The sequence below is a fragment of the Zunongwangia atlantica 22II14-10F7 genome (assembly GCF_002094855.1).
Classification (GTDB): Bacteria; Bacteroidota; Bacteroidia; order Flavobacteriales; family Flavobacteriaceae; genus Zunongwangia; species Zunongwangia atlantica.
Genome location: NZ_ARYN01000046.1, coordinates 1 through 2,778, shown reverse-complemented (window position 1 = coordinate 2,778; position 2,778 = coordinate 1). Strand labels below are relative to the sequence as shown.

The 2,778-nt window shown below is 30.1% G+C and carries 3 protein-coding genes; all 3 read right to left on the bottom strand.

Annotated elements, in window-relative coordinates; genetic code table 11:
• Window positions 1–150: 150 nt before the first annotated feature.
• On the bottom strand, window positions 151–1,101 hold the full coding sequence (locus IIF7_RS20355; protein ID WP_084843523.1) for a Fic family protein: 951 nt from the start codon (window positions 1,099–1,101) through the stop codon (window positions 151–153).
• A 938-nt stretch (window positions 1,102–2,039) separates the two neighbouring features.
• The gene (locus tag IIF7_RS20350) at window positions 2,040–2,390 is read right to left on the bottom strand and encodes a hypothetical protein (RefSeq protein ID WP_084843522.1); all 351 of its coding nucleotides are present in this window, start codon (window positions 2,388–2,390) and stop codon (window positions 2,040–2,042) included.
• Window positions 2,387–2,743 (bottom strand): hypothetical protein, encoded by a 357-nt coding sequence (locus IIF7_RS20345; RefSeq protein ID WP_084843521.1) that lies wholly within the window; start codon window positions 2,741–2,743, stop codon window positions 2,387–2,389. Before IIF7_RS20345 ends, IIF7_RS20350 begins: the two co-directional genes overlap by 4 nt.
• Window positions 2,744–2,778 lie beyond the last annotated feature (35 nt).

Genomic DNA, 2,778 nt, shown 5'->3' with positions numbered 1-2,778 from the left:
GGTTTTGAGACAGTCTGACGGCTCCGGTTATCGCAAGTTGCGGGAGTAATTACACGGATTTGTCGGTTTAGGATTTTAAATAATTGATCTCTAAAATAACCATTTTTAGCAAACTAACCGTTATTTGCGATTAACCGATGTTGTGGCCAGTTATATCTTATAACTAGTTTTATTTTTATCTCCAATCTTTTTGAATAAATTTTGTTCTACACCTTTTTTTAAATCCCTACTTGCAGTTGCTCCAGAGATATCTTTGAAAACTTCCATATAGTCTTTTCTGGTAAATTCTCTCTTATTTAGAGATAAGAAATATTCCAATCGGTCTTTTTCAGTCAGAGTTCTATTGGTAAAATTAAGCAATTCTTCTAATGATTTATCAATCACTCCTAGCATATATTCAATAAATGCTGTCGAATTTCCAGTCTTATCACTTTCTGATAATGCTGAATAATATTTTTCTTGGTCATTGCTAATCAAGGTCTCAAAAGGTAAATATTCAAATACCGGATATTTTTGCATTAAAATTAATGTTTGCCACAATCTGCCCATTCTTCCATTTCCATCTAAAAATGGGTGAATGAATTCCATTTCATAATGAAATACACAGCTTTTAACCAATTCAATTTCTTCTGAAGTCTGTAAATACTCGAATAAATCTTTCATTAAGAAAGGTACATTTTGATAGGGTGGAGCATAATGTTCTACTGCAGATCCTTTCATTATTCCAACACCTTGTTTTCGGTATTTTCCTGCATCATCTATTAGATTTTGCATTAGATCTTTATGACATTTCAAAAATGATTTTTCCTTGAATGGATCATAATTCTCTAGGTGTTCATAAATCTCAATTGCATTTAAAACCTCTTTTACATCTTTTTTCGGACCGATAATTCTTTTGTTTTCTAAAAGTGCAGTTATCTGTTCTTCGGTCAATGTATTTCCTTCAATCTTTAATGAAGAATGAATGGTTTTAATCTTGTTCTCTTTTCTTAATTTAGGAGAAGGTTTATTCAAATACGTTGCATTAATAGCTCCTAATTTTTCAGAAATGGAAGTTATAATTCTTAAGATTTTTGGGGTAATCTCGTAAGGTGGTTTCATTTTGATAGTATCATTTGATATTATCAAAGGTAAAGTCAATTTATCTCAATTGAAAGGAAAATCACGAATATAATTGGCCACAACGTCTTCGTATAATCGTCAGTTGCGGGTTGCTTAAAACTAAGATAATTAAAAATACTGAATATTATGTTTAAGCGGTTTTGTCCGCAGGACAAAATGCCGCAATTGCTATTATACGTTGTTAGCCAATGTAACGACACGCTCTGTTTGTTTTTTGTTCTTACTCTTTTAAAATTTTGGTCAGATTTATCAAATATTACATTTTCATGAGTTTATCTTTTAGTCAGAGTAGAAGAGAAGCGTTTTGATGTTTTGAATAATTTGCTTTAAAATATTACAATTTGAGCATTATCGGCCAGGAATGTTATTTTTTAATTTTAGCTGAATTTTCAATTCAAATTTAGAAAGAGATTTGTTCTGCGTGATTATTTCTGCGTCGTTGATAATTCTGGAGTTCCAAGTTCATTTAAAAGTTCAGAGTTTCATAATTTTTTGACGTATTTGTCCGCTTAAATTCAGTTTTGTTTTCTAAAAATGACAGTCAATTTTATAGAATATCGGATTCCACTTAATCATTTTTTACTTTTATAGACTATTAAAAATAGTGTCCGATTTTATCGAATTTTGATTATAATTTTTTGCGGTCAAATCGGTTTTATCAGTGATTTTTTTCCACTTTTCTTTTTAAAAATATTCTTCGTTTTTATCAAATTTCGAGTGTTGATTTTTCTGCGGTCAGTCCGGTCTTCAGGGAGTGTTTTTGTCCGGAGTTATTTTGGCTAACGGTTTTGTATAACAATCAATTGCGGGTTGGTTAAAAACTAAGATAGCTAAAATTCCTGACTTTTATGCTTACGCGGTTGTGTCCGCAGGACACAAAGCCGCAATTGTTGTTATACGGTGTTGCCACCAGTTTTTTAATCTGTTTTTAAATTATTCTTTTTTATTTCCAACCTTTCTGGATATGTTCCATTGAAGTAAGAAACAAAGTTTTTAGTCAGAATAGCTTTATTACCAGCTTTAGGAATTGAGTCTGAATATTTAAAATATATCGTATCAGTTTTTAATTCCATAATTCCTGAATAAATAACTCCTTTACGCTCTAATCCGCGAGATTCAAATTCAAACGTTTTATCTTTATAAACTCTTAAATACATCCAACCTAAAGGTGCTTCTCTGTCAGCTAAAAGAAGTGTTTCTTTTTTAGATGTTGGATTACAAGAATTAAGGCTTAAAATCAATACCAAAAATGTTATTGTCAGTCTCATTCTATAAATATTTCAATTTCTTTCATTGGTAAATAATTTTGGGAAGGACCAAAAAACATAAGATTTGATTTTTTTACTTTTAGATCAGTTACATTAACGAATTCAATTTCATATTTGGCTTTTTTAGGAATATCTATTGAAGCTATTATTTTAGCTCTTTTTCCAAAAGCGTATGATTGAAATTTCCAAAATGTATCTTTTGATTTAATTTTTGTTTTTCCGTCAACCTCTCGTAGAATTATAAAAAAATTATTTACAATAACTTTCCAGCCTCCTAATACTTTTAAAGAATAGATTCCAACCGATAATTCAATCTGTTTATTGTTTTCTAAAATATTTATTGGATTGTTCATTTTTCAAATTGGTGGCAACGGCAGTTTGTCTCAAA